Source organism: Nostoc sp. C117, from assembly GCF_043099735.1.
In the GTDB taxonomy this organism is placed as follows: domain Bacteria; phylum Cyanobacteriota; class Cyanobacteriia; order Cyanobacteriales; family Nostocaceae; genus Nostoc.
Genome location: NZ_CP170991.1, coordinates 1,502,921 through 1,524,921 on the forward strand (window position 1 = coordinate 1,502,921; position 22,001 = coordinate 1,524,921).

A 22,001-nucleotide genomic window follows, 5' to 3' on the forward strand; every position below is an offset into this window, starting at 1 on the left:
TAAATTGATGGGTAAGGAAGTTAGTAGTAAGGACTTGAGTCCTTATTTCCTAAGCACTAAAGTGCTTACTACAAACCTTCAAAACTAGCTTGACTAAAGTAATAGTGCGGCTTGACAAAAGTTGCAAAATGCTCTTGATATTAATTCTGGGGTAGACTTTTGTCATAATTAATTATTTTTCAGGGAATGTACTAACGTTGAAAAGTTATTGGGAACTTGTACGATTTCTTCATACATAACTTGACTTTGGGATAAGCTGAAACCTTGATTCTGTTTTTAGTTTTGACAGTGTGAAACCCTTATTATTGCCTCGAAGTTTTCAAAATAGAGTCCTTAACCCGAACCAACGTTAAATAACAACATTTACAAAATTGTAGATGGCTGTCTTTTCCATCAGAAAAGATTTGTTTTCTGTATCTAGATATTATGGCATTCCACCTGATTGCCATACTTTTAATACTTTTGGAATGATTAACCAATAAAAACAATTGGTTAATTACGTTGCCTAATGTAGTTAGATTTTTAGGAGTTTTACTCATGTCTCTAGCTTCCTTGCTCAAAAGTCAACCCACTCTATCGATTGACGTTAATATTAAAGTCTTTACTCTTCTTCCACCCTTCGTTTTCAGTTCAGATTCTACGCCAACAGTAACTCTTCCGATCAGCATAAGTAGTCTGCCGGATTTATTTTTGGGTGATAGTGGCAATAACATCATTTCTGCCAATACCGCTCCAGGGGTTATCAACATACCTGACCTTAAAAGCAATGTCTCTATACCACTGAGTGGTTCAAAAGAAGTAACAATCATCCCTGCCCAACCTCCTATTACTATTCCCAACACTCCCAACTTTAGTTTTCTCGCAGGATTTGGTGGCAGTGATGTCCTGAATGGGCTGGATGGATTCGACCTGATTTTAGGTGATGCCCTAGCCCCCAATGATGGGGGTGATCAGGATGGCAACGATACCCTCAATGGTTTTGGCGGCACTGATATCCTGATTGGCGGTGGGGCTGATGATCGGCTCTTCGGTGGCGATGGCGATGATATTCTTCTTGGTGACTATATTCCTGGTATACCAACAACCATAAATATTACTGGCAATACTCTTATTCCCCCAGGTTCAGTTCAGCCACCGATAATTTTTAATGCTTCAGATTTCAGTTTTACAGATCCTCGTTCTTATAGTTCTGGAGCAATCCCATTTTTTTCATTAATCCCTGGCATTGGATCGGGTTCAGCCAGTAATATCAAAGTGGCTTTGGGTGCTATTAACATCCCCATTGGCTCAGGTAATGAAGGGAATGATTTTCTTTCGGGTGGTAACGGTAATGATATTGCTTTTGGCGATCGCGGTAACGATACTATTAACGGTGATGCAGGAAGTGATGTCCTCATTGGTGGCGCAGGAAGCGATCTAATCAATGGTGGCACTGAGAACGATGTCCTGATCGGAGATTATGTGATTACCCAGAGCCAGTTTGACCTCGGACCAGTAGGCAACGACACAATATTTGGAGGTGCTGGGAATGATATCATCCTTGGCGATGGCGGTAACGATAGCCTAGATGGTGGAGATGGTACTGACAACATCCTGGGTGGAGCCAACGACGACACCATCAGTGGTGGAGCAGATAATGATATTATTTTCGGTGACTATTTTCTCCCACAAGGATTTGATGTTGTTAACAATGGCGTAACTACTGCCATTGATTTAGGACCAGAAGGGAATGACTCTATTTCTGGCGGCACTGGTAATGACTTCATTAGTGGTGATGGTGGTAACGACATCATCAATGGAGACGAAGGAGAAGACATTCTCATTGGTGGCGCGGGTAGAGATAACATCAGTGGTGGCAGTGAAAATGATGTGATCTTGGGTGACTTTTTAGAACTACCCAACGCTTTGAAAAAGCTGTTAACACCAGCGCAATTAGCACAACTGCAAGCACAAATCCCTGGTCTCAATAAGTTTGCAGGTTCAGGTGGTGACACAATATCTGGAGGTACTGGTAACGACATCATCAGTGGCGATGGTGGTAACGACATCATCAATGGTGATGAAGGAAATGACACCATTTTGGGTGGCGCCGACAGTGACAACATCAATGGCGGCATTGGTAATGACATCATTTTTGGTGACTACTTCCTGCCACAGGGATTTAATACTGTTAGTAATGGTGTAAGTACTGCCATTGATTTCGGACCAGAAGGAAATGACACTATATTTGGTGGTGTAGGCAATGACATTATCTCCGGTGATGGTGGTAATGATAACATCGATGGCGGCGATGGTACTGATATTATTTTGGGTGGTGCTGGCAGCGATGTCCTCAATGGTAGTGCAGGTGATGACATTATTATTGGCGACTATTTAGTATCCCTGAATCAAGATGATTTATCGAAATTTTTAACACCACAGCAATTAGCTCAGTTTGCAGATTTGCTAACAACAGTCCCTGGTGTTGGCAAATTTGACAACCCAGGAAACGACTTGATACTTGGTGGTACTGGTGTTGATATCATATCGGGTGATGCTGGTAATGACACGATAGATGGCGGTGAAGAGAGAGATCAGAGCGCAGATTTTGATACAGTCCTCTATGTCACTTCGCCTAGTGGAGTCACAGTTAATATCGATGAGCAAAGCGGCTACACCAACCCTGGTGGCTCTGTTCACATCGATTGCATCAGCGAACGAACGATATTAACAGACTTAGAACCACAATTTGGCATCAATGCAGGTACAGCCTACGATGGATATGGAAATGTCGATACCCTGAGAAACCTAGAAAATATCGTCGGTTCAACCTTTGATGATATTTTAATTGGCAACTCCGAAACCAACATCATTGAAGGCTTAAGCGGTAATGACCTGCTAGTTGGTAACGCTGGCTACGATGTACTGGATGGTAATGACGGCATTGATACAGTTAGCTATCGGGGTGACCCCAAGGGAGTCACAGTTACTTTAGGATTCCTCTCGGTCCCAGGATTGGGTATCGCCTTTGATGGATTTGGTGGCATTGATGCCCTCAATAGCATAGAAAATATCATCGGTTCTAACTTTAACGATCAACTCACAGGTGACATCAACAAGAACGCCATTTACGCAGGGGGAGGTAACGATACAGTATCTGGAGGTGGTGGAGATGACATCCTCTTTGGTGAAGATGGGAACGACATTATCAGAGGCGATGACGGTGATGACTTCTTAGTTGGCGGTAAAGGTGCTGATACACTGGATGGTGGTTTCTTCGGCACAACGATACTCGGATTTATTGGCGTTGATACAGCTTCCTATTTCAATTCAGGAAGTGGAGTTGCAGTCAGCCTGACCACAGGAACAGGCTCGGCTGGAGATGCCAAGGGAGATGTGTTGACAGGTATTGAAAACCTAGAAGGTTCAGAATACGACGACTATCTCCAAGGCGATGCCGGCAATAACCATATCTGTGGATTGGGTGGCAATGACTTAATCTACGGTGAAGCCGGGAATGATACTCTAAATGGTAATGAAGGTAACGATCGCCTTTATGGTGGCAATGGCATCGACATCATCTCTGGAGAGAATGGCAACGACCAACTCTATGGTGAAAATGACAATGACCAGCTATTCGGAGGTAACGGTGACGATCTGCTAGATGGTGGTCAAGGAGTGGACATTCTCTATGGTGGAGATGGTGATGACCAACTCTATGGTCAAGCTGGCGACGATCAACTCTATGGCGAATCTGGCAACGACCTGCTAGATGGTGGTGACGGTAATGACCTGTTATTTGGTAATGATGGTAGCGATCGCCTTTTTGGTCAAGCAGGTACAGATAGCTTGTATGGTGGTTCAGGTGATGATTATCTAGATGGTGGCGACGGTAATGACTCCCTCTATGGTGATACCAATAATGATATTCTCTACGGTCAAAATGGAGATGACTATTTAGAAGGCGGCGATGGTAACGATGGACTATTCGGCGGTGCAGGTCAAGATACGCTATTTGGTCAAGCCGGCGATGACAAACTCGATGGTGGCGATGGCAATGACGAACTCAACGGTGGCGATGGCAACGATGTTCTCTATGGCCAAGCAGGTGATGACCATCTAACCGGTCAAGCCGGAGATGACTTTTTAGATGGTGGCCAAGGTAACGACTTGCTGTATGGCAACGATGGCAATGACCAACTTTATGGTCAGCAAGGAAATGATTTCATTTATGGCGGTGCAGGTAGTGACTTCTTAGACGGTGGTGAAGGTGACGACTTCCTTTATGGTCAAGGCAGTGATGACCGCCTCTACGGACAAGCCGGACGGGACTTACTTGATGGTGATATCGGCAATGATGTCCTGAATGGTGGCACTGGCGATGACCAACTCTATGGTCGCGATGGTATGGACTCCCTGGATGGTGGTGCAGACAATGACCTGTTAGTAGGTGGACTCGGCAGTGATTACCTGTTGGGTGGTGAGGGCAATGATTTCCTTTATGGCGATGATGAGACTCATACCTACGGCAATGGCTATGGTGACAGCTTGTCCGGCAATAATGATACCTTAGATGGCGGTATTGGCAATGACAACCTTTATGGTGGCTTCGGTAATGACTCACTCATCGGTGGTGACGGTAGCGATCTCCTAATTGGCGATGACCAATTAATTACTGGTGAGGGCAATACCTACAACAGCGACACTTCTACTTTATACAGTGGTAACGATACCTTGATTGCTGGTGCTGGTGATGATTATCTAGAGGGTAGTCTGGGTAGAGACTCTCTGTTAGGTGGCGAAGGAAATGATTTCCTCTTTGGCGATTTTCCATTTTTTGCAGGTCAAAGCAATAAAACCGTGGGTCAGTTCGATGAGAGTCATGGCTATAATAACGATACGCTAGATGGCGGTAGTGGTCATGACTATTTAGAGGGCGGCTTCGGTAATGACTTGCTCTTTGGTGGAGAAGGCGATGATTTCCTCTATGGTGATTTCGGTAATGGCTACGGCTATAACGACAATCAATTTAATACTGTTGATAATGGTTATGACTTATACGGCAGTGGCAACGACTACCTTGATGGTGGTGCTGGCAATGACTATCTCAATGGTAATGATGGCAATGATACCCTAATCGGTGGCCAGGGCGATGACTACCTAGTAGGCGGTAACGGTAATGACCAACTCTACGGCGAAAATATTCCAGGGGATAATCAAACAACTCCTAAAGATTCTCTGGTAAAGATTTCTGTAGATGATAATGGCAAACCCCAGTTCCAGGATATCGCTTACAGAGATATTCTCTTAGGTGGCAACGGTGCTGACCTATTGGTTGCGGGTAGCGGAAACTCAGTCCTAGATGGTGGATTTGGTAATGATACCCTGTATGGTAGTGCGGGAATCGATCAATTCGTACTTTATCCTGGTGCTGGCAGTGACATTATTTACAATTTTGTCAAGGGTCAGGACTTCATCGGATTACGCAACGGTCTTACCTTTGGACAACTGAGCATTACCCAAAATTCTAAGGATACTTTGATCAGCATTAATGACACTAAAGAGCTATTGGCTACATTGATTAATGTTCAATCCAGCACCCTGAATGTCTGGGATTTCTCTGCTGCCTAGTAGTTCGCCAAAGAAACTTCGCAGGGTAAAGGGTAAGGGGAAAAGGGAAAAGGTTTTAATTCCTTCCCCCAACCCCAGTCCCCTTTTCCCAGTCCAAACCTAGCAATTTTGGGTTGGCAGGCTATTCGCCAAGGAAACTTGGCGGGGTAAAGGGTAAGGGGAAAAGGCAAAAGGTTTTAATTCCTTCCCCCAACCCCAGTCCCCTTTTCCCAGTCCAAACCTAGCAATTTTGGGTTGGCAGGGGCTATTCGCCAAAGAAACTTCGCAGGGTAAAGGGTAAGGGGAAAAGGCAAAAGGTTTTAATTCCTTCCCCCAACCCCAGCCCCCTTTTCCCAGTCCAAACCTAGCAATTTTGGGTTGACAGACTGCTAGAACAGACAATCAGCTCAATTTAGCTCGGATTTCTTGAAAGAAACACATGACGTAAGTCATATTTAGCAAGGCTTTAAGAGGATGGATGATTTTGCATAGCTGGAGAAATTGGCACAACTTCAATACCAAGAATATAAGCTTTGTTCCTGAGATTTTTTAGGACTTTGTAAACAGACCCTGAAAACTTTTGGGTCTGCTTACAACCAACATTTGGGAGCGCTTAGAGGCTAAAATCGGTAGATATAGCATAAACACTAGCTTGAAAAAGAGCTTTGGGCGGAGGTAGGTAGCAGAAATTTGTTGCTGTAGTTGGAAAAATTCGTTTGACAGCAGGTAATTAACTTGACGCGGTGGTTTAGGTTAATTATGATGCAATGGCAATCTCAGGAATGGCACTAAGAAAAGCCGGAACCCTTGCGGTTTAAGCAGTTTGTAATTGTTTACGTAATTCATGCTGGGGCTTGGTCATCAAGGGGTAAATTTTGGGGCGGCGTTTACGAACTCGTGGTTCACTACGGCCTCATACTAAGAAAAACTAAGGAAGATTTAAAAATGACATAGATAATTGTAAAAATTTACACAGATTAGTTCTACTAAAGTCCAACATTTTCAGTTAATTAAATGTTAAGAGTTGGTAAACAAAAAGTTAAATTGAACTTTTCAAGTTAGTAGTTAACATCCTCAAACCTTAGTAAGTCTCTAGCCTCTTTAACAAGTAGTTAACCTCTACATTTGCATAACTGCAAAATCTTCTGTTCTTTGGTTTGCTGTACAGTCTACCTAATTATGGGATTCTGATTGAGAAAGCTTATGCAATAGGATTTGCCTCCTTTTTCTGCACCCTCTAGGTTTTGATGTATACGTGTTATTTAAGCTGTGACTTTTATTGCTTTTTTCTTACGTTGGACCCACAATCCTATCATACTAGCGATCGCAGTACCACTAGCATCTGACGGTTCTGGTACTTGAGTGTAGCTTACAGTACCTACTTCTATCGCATTTATTGATTGCTCAATCACATAAAATCTGTCTCCTCCTATATCTAGAGAATCTACATCACTATCGATCGCAAATTGGTTTGCGACAAAATAGCTAAGTCCCAAAAATTGACCATCATTGAAGCTGACTATGGGAAAACTGTCGAAATCAGCATCATCTGCCTCTGTATAATTAGTACCCAAGTAGTTGAATTGAACTTTTAAACCATTATCAACTCTCAATATCTCAAAACCTACATTAGCTAAGTCAGAGTTGTCGTATTGAAAAGAACCAAAATACTTACCTGGTTTGCTTCCAGAGGTAGCATTGACTGTGAAATTGTAATTTAATAAGGCAGCTTGTGCTGGTTTAGTACGAGTAGCAGCAACAAAAATAGCAGCAACGGCAATCGTACTCAAAAATTTAGCTAATTTCATCGGGAAATACTCCAAAACCAGAAAGTCAGTAGTTACGTAAACTCACTTAAATTTAATAAGCTCTCAATCAACTACAAGAGGTTAAGGTATATAAAACAAAAGGTTAATATTTTTGAGCTTCAGATTTTAACAAATAATAATCACCTCTTAATGTTTGTACATTAAGCTCTTGTTTTGGTTGGACAAAAGCTAATTTAACTCTTAAATCAAAGTTAAATTGCAATAGTATAAGACTCCAATTTAATTTTTGAGAACATACTGAGGCTGAAAAACCCAATTTATCAAAGTTTTATTAGCTCTTTTGGTTATCGGGTTGAGCATATTGCTTATCAAGACTGGCAAATGCAACTAAGTAATGTTGTACGTTCCAGAGAAAACTTTTCATATTTCATTCGTAGTGGTTGGTTTGATGTAGCTTAAAAGTAGCAGAAAAAAAGTAATGTAGAGGCTTGCCCTTAGCAAATACCTTAATCAATCTTTTGTAGTTAAGCTATCGTTTTCTCAGCTAAAAGCTTTACTACATCTGACCTCTGTGTTTAGATCCATACTCTTTTTTTGGTAAAGGTCTTGTTTTTATGAAAGAATCACGCATAGTTAATGTTCTATCTGAATTTGATGCTCTTTTAGAGGCAGAACAAAATCAACTCAAAGTACTCAGCCCTCAAGAAATAAGAAAACATCGAGATGAAATGATGCTGGCAGTTGGTTCACAAACTGGACAGTTTTTGAATATGCTTCTGAAAACGCAAAGTGGTAAACGCATTCTCGAAATTGGTACTAGCGTCGGCTATTCAACAATCTGGTTAGCAGAAGCAGCGCGGGTAAATGGTGGTCATCTGACTACTTTGGAATGTGTTGTTACCAAGCAGGCGCAAGCAGTGAAAAATATCCGTAGGGCTGGTTTAGAGGATTTTGTAGACTTTCAACTTGGCGATGCTATCCAGTTAATTGAAAATTTACCAGGAGCATGGGATTTTATCTTGCTTGATATCTGGAAAGATGCTTACATTCCCTGCTTCGATCGTTTTTATGAAAAGCTTGCTCCTGGGGCGATTGTTGTTGCAGATAACATTACTTCTCCTCCTGATTTTCGCGCAATCATGAAGGATTATCAAGAATATGTCCGCAGTAAACCAGACTTAGAATCAATTCAAATCGATATTGGTCAAGGTCTGGAGTTAACGCGAAAAGCAATTTATCGAGAAGACCGTGAATTGTGGCAGCGAGTTGATCAAGCTAGTGAAGAAAGAGCTAATCAATAGGGACTTTAAAAGCATCGAGGAATAAGCGATCGCCCCTGGTACATTCTCCCAGCACTTAAAAGCATCGAGGAATAAGCGATCGCCCCTGGTTCATTCTCCCAGCACTGCCTGACTGTGTGCTGAATCTAGAACCCGCATTCGGCAGATATTAACACGGATTGAATAAATATGAATTTGGATAATATTAAGCCTGGTACTTTACCTGTTTTAGGGGTTGTATAACTAAAGAAATCTCATCTTTAACATTTATTCAGATAGTTAGCGATCGCACTTTGCCATTTTTCCACATCTTCGTCTGATGCCAAATGATGATGCTGATGTCGAGAGGTTGTCCTCAAAATGCTGAATCACTGGGCGTTATTGCACAAATACAGGCAGATATTTGCTACCCTATACTGATACGATTTCTGCCCCATCATATAGTGAACATCAACACTCCTCTCCACAAGAAAGTTCCCCTTCTATAGTGCTTCACTTACCAATGCCAGAAGCGCTTCTAAGAGATTAGTTTCGACTTTACCGAGTCTAAACTAAGTTCAACAACACAAATGATGCGTTCGCCCTCGAGATAATACGGAGTTGGGTAAACCAGACAGCTACAAGAGAGAACACTAATCACCATCCTCATTTAATTAGGATTTCGTTAAGGGACTTCCAAGAAATAAATTATCCAAATAAACGTAGACGTAAAGCAACTACTCTACGAGAACGCCAAAGGCGAAGCCGCAGGTTACCACAGAGAGGGGAGGAATAAAGAGAGTTTTGGCGTCAGTTTTGGAACATTTTTTTATTTTTATTTGGAAGTCCGTAAATCCCACTCTGATTCAGACTCGTCAATATTAGATGCGTTTGCCCTGAAGACTTACTCCTGTCATCCGCTTAAATTTCTTTGAAGTAAGCTGTTTAGCTTTTCCTATTTTCACTGTTAATCAAAGTCATGCTTGCAATTAGTCAAACTCCTGACATAACACAAAACACTTTTGCAAAAGTTCTATTTTGTTAGAATTTATTTCGTTTTTTCAGTATAACTGGAACTCCTTCTTTTGAGCGTAACGTCAGTGTTGACCACAGAATAAGTTGGAAGTTAGGTATTAGTTTTAATTCATACTCTTGTATTATTGTTGATATAATCAATACTATTAACATTTGTGCAAAATATTTGCCAAGACAAATTCGAGAACCTTCTCCAAATGGAAAGTATGTTCCTTTTGGAAGCTGTTTTTCTAAGCTATCGCTCCAACGCTCAGGATTGAATGTGTCTGGTTCCTTAAAGTATTGTGGATGTCGATGCATCGTCCATGCACTTATTATAAATGGATAATTAGCAGGTACTTTGTAACCACCAATTTCATAGTCTTCGTTGGTTGAAATAATCATTATTGGGATAGGTGGATACAGTCGCATTGACTCCTTTATCACCCAATCAGTGTAAGACAATCTTGGTAAATCGGCAATTGAAGGGGAATGATTTTCAAGTACTTCATTCAATTCTGCAAGCAATCTTGTTTGTGATTGTGGATGCAGTGACAGCAGAATAAAAGTCCAAGATAGGGCTACAGCTACAGCTTCTTGTCCCGCCAAAATTAAATTTACTACTTCGTCTCGCACTTGCTTGTCACTCATTTGGCTACCATCTTCATAAGAGGCTTGGATTAGCATAGATACTAGATCATCTGAGTACTCTGTATTTTGTCGCCGTTGTTTGATATGAGAGTAGATATATCCATCCATCTGCTTGAGAATACTTTCATAATGTAGATCTTCTGGTATTGATGCTGGCTCCCGATTATTAAATTTCTCGCTATCCTTATTCTCCAAAAATCCAGTAGTCTTAGCTAACACATATTCTATGTCTTGAGCCTCTTCATTAGTTAGATACTGATTAAAAATTATCTTCCATATAATTTTCAAGGTAAGGCGTAACATGTCTGGCTGAATATCACGGATTTCGTCATGTTGCCAAGTATCAAGCATACATTTGACGCATTCCACTACAGTGTCAGCATAATTAATTATTTGCTTTTGTTGAAAGATTGGTTGATTCATACGTCTTTGACGAAGCCATAAATCTCCTTCCTTCAGCAATATTCCCTCTCCGAGTAATCTTTGCAAGTGAACACGAACATCCGGACTCATCGTAAAGATTTTTCTATCTTTGAATATTTGCTCGATATAATTAGGGCAGTTCAGTAATATAGCCTGAATTTGACCGATTTGTAATGGTATTAGCTCGTGATATTCACGAGAACAATTTTTTAAAAATTCCAATTTATATTCATTCAAATTATCCAGACTATCAAATAAAGAATCTCTTACAGGTTCAGGCAACTTAGAAGATATATCCTGGTTATAATTCATAAATCAAATCCACAACAGTACAGTGTAGTTATAGAGCCTATTAAACGCGATCGTGCGGGACGGAAAATTTCTTCAAAGAAGTTAGTCTATCATTAGGTAATTGTAGCCTTGATTGTTTGGTAAACAATTAAAGGTACTTCTGCTGATAATGGTTGACTATTAAACGAGCGCCCATATATAAGTGAGCTTAGTAGATATATTCTACATATTTAATTATCCTAACATTGTTTGGTTTTTTTTATGCCGACTTACTTATTAATATTTTGGTTAAATTGTTCAACGTGAGTCGTAAATTGATCGACAATTGAGTTTCCATAGAAGCGCAACAGAGGCACAAAATTTTGGAGTAAAGTAAAGAGTTTGTTAGATATCTTGTAAAAAGAATTTTCCACTTTTTTCTTGTATTATTTTGGTCATGACTAATTACATTCCATTTATAAAGTGAACTAATGGCAGTTAGATGAAAATTCGCGTTAGCAGATGGTAATTTTGATGAAGTCTTGCTGTTTTACTATCTAGTAGTACTAAGTTAGTCTGTATCTTGTTCGAGTTTCTCATTCTTGAAAAAAGGAATAAGTAATTTTTATCGTCTTAGTTACTTGTTGTATAGCGGTTATCGTCTGAGTGAAGTACTTTTGCAAAGCTACTAAGGCTAGAACACCGATTCAGTAATCAGATAGAAAGAAGCAAAGGTAGACTCAGTAATGAGATTTTGAAAGTTCTTTATCATGTACTACCATATCTACGTCAACACGATCTGTCGCAATGTCATATCGCGCACAGGTATATTGATTGCTCATGATAGAGTTAGTGCAGGGGAAGTCCGCACGGAAAAAGTACCCACGGCTCTCGGTGCGAACAAGGGCACTCTGAGTGTAGGCTTCTGCAAGAATGAGAAGGTCAAAGTCCTCATCATCTTGTTGACCATCACAGTGCATTTGTTTGCGAACCTCTCGACACCAAGCAATGAACTGTAGCGCTCCCTTTTCCGAGAAACGCTGATCTTGAAAATTAGCCAAATGCCGTCGAACCTCACTCAGTAAACTAACATTGAGCGCACGGGGAACTGGCTTCAGAGGAAAATCTTGAAGGCAGTCTGTGCGAGATCTTTGACTCAATACATCACAGAGCATACCGCCGCTAGCAAGGTAGCAAGCCCAAGGAAGCGAGGTAGTGTAATCGACTGCGAGATCGTGTCTCGCTTCGCCTGTGGCGAAGACATTGCTGAGATTGCTGACACCTTGATGGTGTGCAATGCCACCCATCGAAAATCCACGAATGGGACCTAGAGATACAGAGCCACTTGCTAGTTCAGCAGTGTGTGGCACACCGAAGTTGCGGCTCCAATATGTCTGGAAAACTTCTAGGTCGAACTTCTCTGGCGGATAACATGTCTGTGCATTATAAAGCCAAGTTGCGCGTTCCCCATCTCGATATAGGTGTGCTTCTTCCAAATCTTGTGGATAAAGGAGGCGCCGACGGGTAAGATCTCCAAAAGCGAACCGTTTAAAAAATTCAAGATTCGCTAGCGTACCACCACATCGGGCAAAAGTACCCAGCAGGGAGCCAGTATTGTTAGTCATAGAGTCGGCAAATAAACCAGAGAAACCGCCAGAAGCCAAAACCAAAGCTTCGCACAGTAACTTGTGCGGCTCACCGTTTCGTTCAAACTGCAAACCCCTACACACTCCATCGGCGACATTTAGATGGGTGACGCGCCCCTCAATTATCTTTCCTCCAAGAGAGATAAATTTGTCTAGGACTGCGGTAACTACCTCATTCCCCGCACCAAGTCTAGGGACAGGAACTGCGTGTCGTGGAATCAGGGCGAAGTGGAAGGGCATGAAATCTACAATTTGTGAGAGTTCGGCGAATTCCGGACGAAAGTAGCGCCGAACCAGAGGCTGGAGTTCCGGATGTTGTGTTGTTGAAGCATCTTCAAAGAGGTCGGCAGTTGAGTCCGGGTCATCTTGCACAAGCCGTCTGTTAATCACTGATGCAGCCCATTGTCGTGAGACTGCTGGAGTGTTCTCCACTGGTTCAGAACTGATGACAACGGTTTCGATACCACGCTGAGCCAATCTGTATGCCAGCCATGCGCCCGCGATTCCAGTGCCAACGATAACAACAGATGTACTTGTGATAGTCATAGATGTGGATGTACCTCTTAGCTTCGACTCTATTCACAGTTGGGTTAATTAATTACGTCGCTCTACTAACTTCTGCTGGCTGACTAATAAGGTTAGCTAACTGAATAATACTAAGCTCAAAAATGTCAACCGCAGAAGGTATTTTGACAGCTAACCGTCGTTCTACCCGATCTTTCAATTCTAAAGTGGCTATCGACTCCATTCCCAATTGAGTCAGTGTTTTATCTACTAACACTTGCGCTGGATTAATGCCAATTAATTTCGCAATTTCACTTTGCAAGTAGTTCGTTAAGAGATAAACAGAATTACCATTAGCTGCCTTTATCTGCTCTATCAAATCAGATGGTGAAGAGATTATAGGCACATCACTACTAGATGCTGTCGTCAGAGGTAAAAGTGGATTTGAAATTGACTTGAGCGGCTCTGTCCCTTTAACCTCTGGCTGCTTGTTTAAATTCTCAGATGAGGATAATCCAAGCTCTTGTTGCCCTAAAATCCAATCGAAAAGTTGTTGGCGCTGCTGTTCTACGAGGGTAAAAAGCTCTACTCGCTGTTGCTGTGATATCTGAATTAACTGGGATATTTGTGATGAAGAAGTTGGTGACTTTTGACCAATATGTTCCAGCACTTCTCCTTTTTCCTGAGTGGAAAAAGGAGGTTGGATGTCAGATGGTTGAGAAGTCGCCTGAAGCTTGTGAGATATAGCCTTCGAGGAATCACCCTTTCCTGTTTCCAGCCAATAGCGCTGGCGTTGAAAAGGATAAGTTGGCAGGACTAAACGGCGACGCTGATAGTCTTGCTCAAAACCTGCCCAATCTATCTTCACCCCCTGTACATATAACTGACTCAAACTATCGAGCAGTTGCTCCCAGTCAGATTGTTTTGAATACAAGCTAGGCAGCCAGACACCAAACCCTTCACTGAGGCAGTTACGACCCATTCCTAAAAGAACAGGCTTCGGGCCACATTCAAGAAACACTTGATATCCCAAATTATGCAATGTTTCTATTCCTGTAGCAAAGTCAACAGGGGAGAGGATATGTTCGCACCAATATTCAGGAGTAGCAATTTCGGCTCCTACTATCCTTCCTGTAATATTAGAAATTAGCTCGATTTGGGGGAGCGAGTAGCTGACTTGACGCGCTACTTGCTCGAATTTGGATAACATTGGCTCCATTAAAGGTGAGTGAAAAGCATGTGAAACCTTTAACCGGGTTGTCTTTACGCCTTTGGCTTCTAAGAAGCTAGCGACTGCTAAAACCGCTTTTTCTTGCCCAGAAATGACGATACTTTGAGGACCATTGAGAGCTGAGATTGTTACATCTTTTTGGCTAGAACACTCTGAAATGGCAGATTCAACTTGTTCTTGCCCAGCCATTAAAGAAACCATCGCACCACCAGAAGGCAACTGTTGCATTAATCTGCCACGAGCAGCCAGCAGCTTTAAGCTATCTTCGAGGGAGAAAACCCCCGCGGCCCAGGCAGCTACGTATTCCCCAACGCTGTGACCCATTACCACACCAGGTTTGATTCCCCAAGATTGCCATAGGCAGTAGAGTGCATACTCAATTGCGAATAAAGCTGGTTGAGTGTAAGCTGTTTGATGCAGCAAGCTCTCTCTACCTTCTTGGTTTTCTAGTTGGTTGTCCTTTGATTGAGGATACAGAACCTCTAACAAAGGCACATCTAGTTCCGATCGCAAAATTTCATCGCATTGTTGCAGTGCTTTGCGGAAAATCGGCTCTGAGGAGTAGAGTTCGTATCCCATACCCACTGATTGAGAACCCTGACCAGTGAATAGAAAAGCAATTTTTGGAGGTTCTTTAGTCACCTGACTGCTAAAGACCCCGGTCGATTCTTGCTTATTTAAGAAAGCAACTAGCTTTGTTTCAATTTCCTGGATCGATTTTCCTGTAACCGCAAGACGATGCTTGAATTGCGATCGGATGTTAGCACTAAAGCAGATATTACCTAAATCTTGCTGACGATTTGCTCTGAGATATCGACGATACCTCTGTGAAAGTTGTTCGAGTGCTGTGGGTGTTTTTGCTGAGAGCGTCAATATGTGCTGTGGGCGTTCTTCTTTCTCCACTAATACTGGTTCGATCTCTGGTGCTTGTTCTACTACCAGGCATGCGAGGGTACCATGGATGCCAAAGTTATACATTGCGGCAATTTTGCCTTGCTTCTGGTTCCAGGGCACGACTTCAGTTGGAACTTCAATTTGAGCTTTTTGCCAATCGATGCAGGGATTGAGTTGCTCAATATTGATCTGAGGAGGAATTTCGCCGTGCTGGAGAATACAGACCAACTTAATCAAGGCGATAATACCGCTACTGGCTTCGTTGTGTGCAGTGTAAGCTTTGAATGAACCAATCTGAAGCGGTAACTGGCGATCGCCATCTTCTCCAAAGACTTTAGCAAGCGCAGTTAATTCTGTAGCATCTCCTACTGCTGTTCCAGTACCGTGAGCCTCAAAATATCCTACTTCTCGAGGCTCAACCTGGGATTGCTTCAATACTCGTTGCAGTACAGATATTTGAGCTTCTTTATCGGGAGTTCCATAACTAGAATTGCGGCCGCTCTGGATGAGGCTACTGCCTCGAATAACAGCTAAGACATTATCCCGGTCTGCCAAAGCATCAGACAAGCGCTTCAGCAGAACTACTCCACAACCTTCTCCTCTGACATAACCATCAGCGGAGGCATCGAAAGCTCTAATGACTTTACTGCTTGGGGATAAAAACTTATTTTTAGTATCTGATTGTTTATTCTCCGGTGCAAGCATCAGATGAACTGCCCCAGCCAAGGCCATTTCGCATTCTCCCTGATGCAAACTGGTACAGGCTTGGTGAATGGCAACGGTAGAAGATGAACAAGCCGAACTGATACCAAAGGCAGGACCGGTCAAACCAAAGGCATGAGAAACTCGCCCGGAAAGCGAAAATGATCTCGGACCGACAGCATAGAACATTAGAGCGTCTTCATTTTCTTCCTGATGTTGACGCAACAGTTCGTAATAATCTTGTTCGAGAAAACCGGCAAAGACTCCAATGGAATTTTCCGCTTCGGCGTTAGGAGCGTGTCCTGCTCTTTCAAGAGCTTCCCAGCATACTTCCATAAACAACCGATGCTGAGGGTCAATTGTTATAGCTTCTCGTGGAGAGATGTTAAAAAAGTCTGCATCAAATTGTTCAATATGGTTTATGTAGCGGATGTTGTCTGCATGGGTTTTTCCTGGAGCATAATTTGGATTGTATGAAGTAATCAGTTCATACCGCTCTTTTGGAATTTCAATGTCAACGCCAACTTTCGACTTTAGCATCTGCCAAAAAGCTTCAGGAGTGTCAACTCCACCCGGAAGCCGACAACTCATACTAATTATGGCAATTGGCTCATTTTTCTGATACCAATCTTTCATACAACTTTACCTCTTAGTTTATGTTCAGTAACTCGGTGGCGAATCGAGCTTATACCATTTGGGATTTTGGACTTCGGCTACGCTCAGTCGAACGATTTGAGATTTTGGACTGTGAAGAGGACTCTTGTTCTGGCAGTAATCGTTTGAGTACTTTACCCATAGAGTTTTTAGGAAGAGATTCTACAAACTCAATCTCGCGTGGTACTTTGTAGGATGCCATTTTCTCCAAACAAAAGGCAGTCATTTCTTCTGTTGAAGTTGTATAACCCGATCTCAAGACAATCTGAACTCGGACGCTTTCACCTGTAGTCGGATCGGGAACAGCATAAACCGCACTTTCTACTACACCTGGATATTGAGCTATCACTTTTTCAACTTCTGCTGGGTATACCTTAAGTCCATCGACGTTAATCGTCTCTTTCAAGCGACCGGTCAAGTAAATATAACCGTCTTCATCCCTGCATCCCAGGTCTGTGGTGTGATACCAACCATCTTGAAGCACCTGCGCTGTTTGAACCGAGCGATTCCAGTAACCGAGCATAACCATCGGACTACGCACGACAATCTCGCCGACTTCACCGGGTTCTAGCTCCTCTCCTTCTAAACTAATGATTTTAGTCTCGACATTCTTAACGGGAGTTCCCACTGAGCCGGGTTTAAAAAGTGAACCATTATTTGAACTGGCTATAGTTAAGGTTTCCGTTGAACCATACTCTGAGTAAATGACACGACCATATCTTTGCTGCCACTCCTGAACTACTTCTATTGGTATGGGAGCGCCGCCACTAAAGTAGCGTATACCAACCATCTCGTTTTGGGGAGGATTGAGTTCCAGTAATTGGCAGTAAACAGTTGGGGCACCAAAAAAAATCGTGATGTTATGAGTTGCAATCGCTTTGAGGATGCGTTCGGGATCGAAACGGCGTTGCAGAACCAGGGTTGCTCCAGCCGCGAAACATCCGTTGAGAATCACGCATTGGGCAAAGCAATGAGATAATGGAAGATAAAGTAAGAGGCGATCGCTCCCTCTAATTGGACGATAAGTACTCGAAGTATAGGCTTCAGCAATTAAATTGGCATGAGATAAAGTCACCCCTTTGGGTGTGCCAGTTGTTCCCGAAGTAAAAAGTATAGCTGCTGGTGCATCTGCTGACATTATTACTGCATCTGCTTGGGCAGAAACACCAGAAATTAATTGAGTTAAACTTTCTTGAATATTGACTTCATCTCCGACAATGAGAATATGTTCCAAAGCAGGTAGTTCTTCATCGGGCACTTGCTCTTGAAGTTCTGTGGTTGCAATCAGAGCTTTGGCCGTACACTCGTTGAGCAAGCATTTGACTTCATTGCGCTTCAACTTGGCATCAATAGATACTACCACTGCTCCCATTTTGAGGATTCCGAGGTAGGAGATGATCCATTCTGGGATGTTGGGTAAAAACAAAGCTACGCGATCGCCTGGTTTAATACCCAATTGACGTAGCCCTTTCGATACTTGGTTAGCTAGTTCATCAAGTTGTTTATAGCTCAATAAGCAGTTCTCACAAATCAAAGCAGTCTGATCTGGAAAATAACGATGACCTTTCTCTACATTTTCCGAGACATTCATATCTTTTCTAAATCCCATAAACTATTAGGAATTCGATTTTTCATCTCGTCTAACTTCCTTATACAAGTTAATGATTTGTGTTCAAGAATGAGAGAGGCTTGTCCACAAACGAAATCATAAATCATATAATTTAGCAATCATAATCCAGAATGTTTATGATGAATATAATTCATCACATAGACATTTTTTTTCACTACTCCAACACCTACATTGTCAATACAGAAAGTCTTGTTAATTCTGAATTATCTCTTCTCTATTTTTCTGCATCTGTCCAATAGAAGATCTGTGAGAGGTTAAAATAATTTTAATTTTATCAATTAGAAATTATGCTTAAATTTTCAGTAAAACCTAACTATTTTACTGGACTTGTGAGGCAAGGATGAATCATACATATCAATATTACACGTAGGCGTAGCACAACCTAGGCATCATCTGGTTAAAAATTGAGTTTCCCGTACCAATTTATCAATATAAGTATTATTACTTATTGATAAATGCTATCTATTTGTAAGTATTCAAAGAAAATTCTCCATCTTTTACGACAAACCTATGTAAAGCTTAAATATTTTTTACATGAGAATACTTATTTATTTTTTTAAGATCCAGATTACTTTATATAGCAAAGGTTAAGTAATTAGATGTACTTGGTTTAAGAATTAGTAAATCCTCGTTTGAATGATTTATTTATGCCCGTACATATAAGGTTATAAATAGCAAGAAAAAGCCCTCAAGCAAAAGCAACACCCTCGCTCAGTACTACAATGCGTGCAAAAGAATTGTCATAGTTACAGCAAACCAATATGGAATGAGTATAACAATCTTCGACGTGTGAGAATGCTCAAAGGAGTGGTACAAGTGATCTTAAAAAGGGAGCAACGCGATTTTGTGAGGTGGGGTGAAAAAGATGCGATGCCAACGGCGGGCTACGCCTACGCTAGAAACTAGCTTCAGTACATTAAAAATATTTAATACAGCTAATTAATACAGCTAAATCAATATTAACACTGCTGAAGTCTTGATTTTTATTCTTGCATACAAAGACTCGTTTTTTAGTAACCGTTCACAGGATTGTTTTGGTTACGATAGAAAATAGGTACACATCGATAGTAGATTAAAGCTCACTTAAATTTAATAAGCTCTCAATCAACTACAAAAGGTTAATATTTCTGAGCTTCAGATTTTAACAAATAATAATCACCTCTTAACTTTTGTATATTAAGCTCTTGTCTTGGTTGGACAAAAGCTAATTTAACTCTTGAATCAAAGTTAAGTTGCATATAGTATAAGACTCTAATTTGATTTTTGAAAATATGCTGAGGCTGAAAAGCCCAATTTATCAAAGTTTTATCTGAAATGTTGTTCAGTATCTGGTTTGTAACTCATCGAGAACTGCTCTAGGAACAGATATTTTTAGACCTAAGTGTATTTGAACATGAAGAAAATAAAAAATAGCGCCATTTTTATAGTTGCTGTACTCACCAAGGTTAGTAATCTAGTCTCAAATTTGTCAAAGAAAATAAAAAACAGTATCGCAATTACTGTGATAGTTGCGATCGCAGTACTAGCTGGACATAGTGTATCGGCACAAGTAACGCCGATCCCCGTGAATTTTTTCCCATTAACTCCACTTAGCGACGTGAAGGTTCCAGAGCCTGATAATCTCTACGACTACGTTAAAGATAAGAAAAAAGCAATTGTTTTGGGAAAAGCCCTGTTCTGGGATATGCAGATTAGCAGCGATGGCACCACATCCTGTGCTACTTGCCACTTCCATGCCGGAACAGACAACAGGATTAAAAACCAGATCAATCCAGGGGTCTTGGGTGGAGATACTACTTTCACATCCCCCTTTAAGCCGAACTACACACTTAAAGAAAGAGATTACCCATTTCACAAACTGGCAGATGCCAACGACCGTTTATCAACTGTTGTTTTTGACACCAATGATGTCACCTCCTCCCAAGGAATTTTCAAGTCAAAATTTGTTGATGTTGTTCCCGGTAGTAGTCAAGACATACTGAGTCCAGAGAAAGACAAAGTTTTTAATGTCAAAGGCATTAAAACCCGTCAAGTATCACCACGCAACGCACCGAGCGTGATCAATGCGGTATTCAATTTCCGCAACTTTTGGGACGGACGAGCACAAAACATCTTCAACGGCGTAGATCAATTTGGCACAAGAAACCCTAATGCTCAACTTTATAAGTCAACAACCCCATCTGACCTAAAACCAGTCAGTGTTCAACTAAAAAATTCATCTCTAGCTTCACAAGCAGTAGCGCCACCAGTCAGCTCCGTCGAGATGTCCGGAAACGGCCGCACATTTGAGGAGATTGGTGACAAATTTGGGTCTGGACGGGTCAATTTATTAAAACGCGTTGTCTCTGAGGACGGACTAATAACAACCAATATTTCTAAAAGGTTACGTGGAATAAGACCACTTGCCAAGCAAACCGTAGATCCGACTGACAGCGTTTTAGGTAATTACAGCAGAGCATCTCAAAACCAAAAGGGACTAACAATCACCAGCTATGAAGAGATGATCAAAGCAGCCTTCAAGCCTGAGTGGTGGCAATCTTCTAAATATATTCAGGTTGATACAGCAAACAATAATATCCGAAAAGTTGTCCTCGCTCCGGATTCGTCCGATACTACCAAAGAGTACACACAATTGGAATACAACTTGTCACTCTTCTTTGGGCTAGCAATTCAACTGTACGAATCTACACTAATATCTGACAATGCACCCATTGACCAGTTCTTAAAAGGAAAAACTAGCGCTCTAACTGCTGATGCACAGGCAGGTCGAACTATTTTTGAGGAAACTGGTTGCATCATTTGCCACGGCGGAGCAGAATTTACCGCGGCTTCGGTCAGGCAAGTAAAGACTTACGGACGACTTAGCCGTTCGCTAGCACCAGGCGCACCGATTGAAGATACTGGTTTTTTCACTATTGGAGTCAGACCAGCACTTAACGATTTAGGTGTAGGTGCTAACGACGGTTTAAAACCGGAGTCGCGATCGCTTTCGGAGGCGCGGCTAGCTCAATTAGGAAAGTTTCAAGAAGTTTTTGGTGAAGTGCCAAACATCATACCTAGTTCTGGTCTTCATGATGTAGCAGATCAAGGATCGTTTAAATCTCCAGGACTTCGCAATGTCGAGTTGACCGCTCCTTATATGCACAATGGTGGAATGTTAACTCTCGAACAAGTGGTCGATTTCTACAATCGGGGTGCGGCTGATGATAATGCCAGTATACCTAAATTGCCTCTGCTTGGATTGACAGACAAGCAAAAACAACAATTGGTAGCCTTTTTAAAGGCACTGACTGATGAGCGAGTCCGTTACGAAAGAGCGCCTTTTGATCATCCACAACTGTTTATTCCCAATGGACATCCAGGAGACGAAAACTCCGTCACCGATGACGGCACAGGGAAAGCCACTGATGCCTTTATAGAGATCCCATCTGTCGGCAGTAATGGGCGTAGCAAACCTAATCCTAACTTTCTTGAAAAGACTTTCTAAAAAGTAGGGGAAACTTCCATTTGTGAACTATTCAGGTTTCAGCCGAATGCTGAAACCTGAGCTTCTATAACCTAGATTGATTCCGCAGGTTAGTTAATAAAGTGTACTCAAATCTGGTGTTAACTCTGCAAAATATTAAAGTAATTTTTTGCTTCAAAAATTTAATATGCCTGTACAAGATAGAAATTTATATATAAAAATAAGAGTTTATAAAAATAAGAGTTAAATAAGTTTTTGTGGAACCAAGACAAAATATGAGGTGAAATTTAAGAAAGTTA

The 22,001-nt window shown here is 41.6% G+C and carries 8 protein-coding genes; 3 read left to right on the forward strand and 5 right to left on the reverse strand.

The genetic code is table 11. The features are described 5' to 3' along the window. Positions 1-537: 537 nt before the first annotated feature. Positions 538-5,610, forward strand: a complete 5,073-nt coding sequence (locus ACFG4S_RS07515) for a beta strand repeat-containing protein (RefSeq protein ID WP_392534198.1) — start codon at positions 538-540, stop codon at positions 5,608-5,610. Positions 5,611-6,851: 1,241 nt separating this feature from the next. Here ACFG4S_RS07515 and ACFG4S_RS07520 read toward each other — a convergent pair. After that, entirely contained in the window at positions 6,852-7,397 is a 546-nt protein-coding gene (locus ACFG4S_RS07520) for a PEP-CTERM sorting domain-containing protein (RefSeq protein WP_392534199.1), read from the reverse strand. 575 nt (positions 7,398-7,972) lie between these two features. Between ACFG4S_RS07520 and ACFG4S_RS07525 the strand changes: the two genes are divergently transcribed. Next, complete coding sequence (locus ACFG4S_RS07525; RefSeq protein ID WP_392534200.1) at positions 7,973-8,659, forward strand: O-methyltransferase; 687 nt, start codon at positions 7,973-7,975, stop codon at positions 8,657-8,659. Positions 8,660-9,658: 999 nt separating this feature from the next. Here ACFG4S_RS07525 and ACFG4S_RS07530 read toward each other — a convergent pair. The 4 genes from ACFG4S_RS07530 to ACFG4S_RS07545 all read right to left on the reverse strand — a co-directional run bounded on the left by ACFG4S_RS07530 (position 9,659) and on the right by ACFG4S_RS07545 (position 18,197). Then, entirely contained in the window at positions 9,659-11,017 is a 1,359-nt protein-coding gene (locus tag ACFG4S_RS07530; RefSeq protein WP_392534201.1) for a cytochrome P450, read from the reverse strand. A 698-nt stretch (positions 11,018-11,715) separates the two neighbouring features. Beyond that, positions 11,716-13,167 carry an FAD-dependent oxidoreductase gene (locus ACFG4S_RS07535; RefSeq protein ID WP_392534202.1) on the reverse strand — a complete coding sequence of 484 codons (1,452 nt, stop codon included), beginning with the start codon at positions 13,165-13,167 and terminating at the stop codon, positions 11,716-11,718. Between the two features lie 52 nt (positions 13,168-13,219). Next, complete coding sequence (locus ACFG4S_RS07540) at positions 13,220-16,588, reverse strand: beta-ketoacyl synthase N-terminal-like domain-containing protein (protein ID WP_392534203.1); 3,369 nt, start codon at positions 16,586-16,588, stop codon at positions 13,220-13,222. Between the two features lie 49 nt (positions 16,589-16,637). Continuing rightward, the gene (locus tag ACFG4S_RS07545) at positions 16,638-18,197 is read right to left on the reverse strand and encodes a class I adenylate-forming enzyme family protein (RefSeq protein ID WP_392534204.1); all 1,560 of its coding nucleotides are present in this window, start codon (positions 18,195-18,197) and stop codon (positions 16,638-16,640) included. Positions 18,198-19,701: 1,504 nt separating this feature from the next. Here ACFG4S_RS07545 and ACFG4S_RS07550 point away from each other — a divergent pair. After that, positions 19,702-21,723 (forward strand): cytochrome-c peroxidase, encoded by a 2,022-nt coding sequence (locus ACFG4S_RS07550; RefSeq protein WP_392534205.1) that lies wholly within the window; start codon positions 19,702-19,704, stop codon positions 21,721-21,723. The last annotated feature ends 278 nt before the right edge of the window (positions 21,724-22,001 follow it).